Source organism: Mesorhizobium sp. M4B.F.Ca.ET.203.01.1.1 (assembly GCF_004791025.1).
Taxonomy (GTDB): domain Bacteria; phylum Pseudomonadota; class Alphaproteobacteria; order Rhizobiales; family Rhizobiaceae; genus Mesorhizobium; species Mesorhizobium abyssinicae.
This window is the reverse complement of sequence record NZ_SRUO01000211.1, coordinates 1-309: the sequence shown is the minus strand read 5'-3', so window position 1 is coordinate 309 and position 309 is coordinate 1. Positions and strand designations below refer to the sequence as shown.

The window sequence follows — 309 nt, the reverse complement described above, 5'->3', positions numbered from 1 at the left end:
GGCTGCCAGGCCATTGCACTGCCCGGGCGCAGCGCTGGCCTGCACCAGTTCGGCTTCATCATGCTGACGCTGGGCACGCCGGGCGTTGAGGCGGTCGCCGTGGTCGATACCGGCGCGGCACAGACCGTGCTCAATGCCGAAGCCGCCCGCGCACTGGGGCTGCGCACCGACGGCAGCGATGCACGGGTGCGCCTGCGTGCAAAGGGCACCGAAGGCCTGGGTGGCGGTGCGCAGGCCACCTGGCTGTACACCCTGCCCGGCATGAACGGCGGCGGCTGGCAGCACCCTTCGATGGAGGTCCGGATCAGC

1 protein-coding gene is annotated in these 309 nt (G+C 71.5%); it reads left to right on the top strand.

Going from position 1 to position 309, the window contains the following annotated elements:
* Positions 1 to 309: retropepsin-like aspartic protease (locus EN846_RS34370; protein WP_189587217.1), on the top strand; the 309-nt coding region annotated here is incomplete at both ends.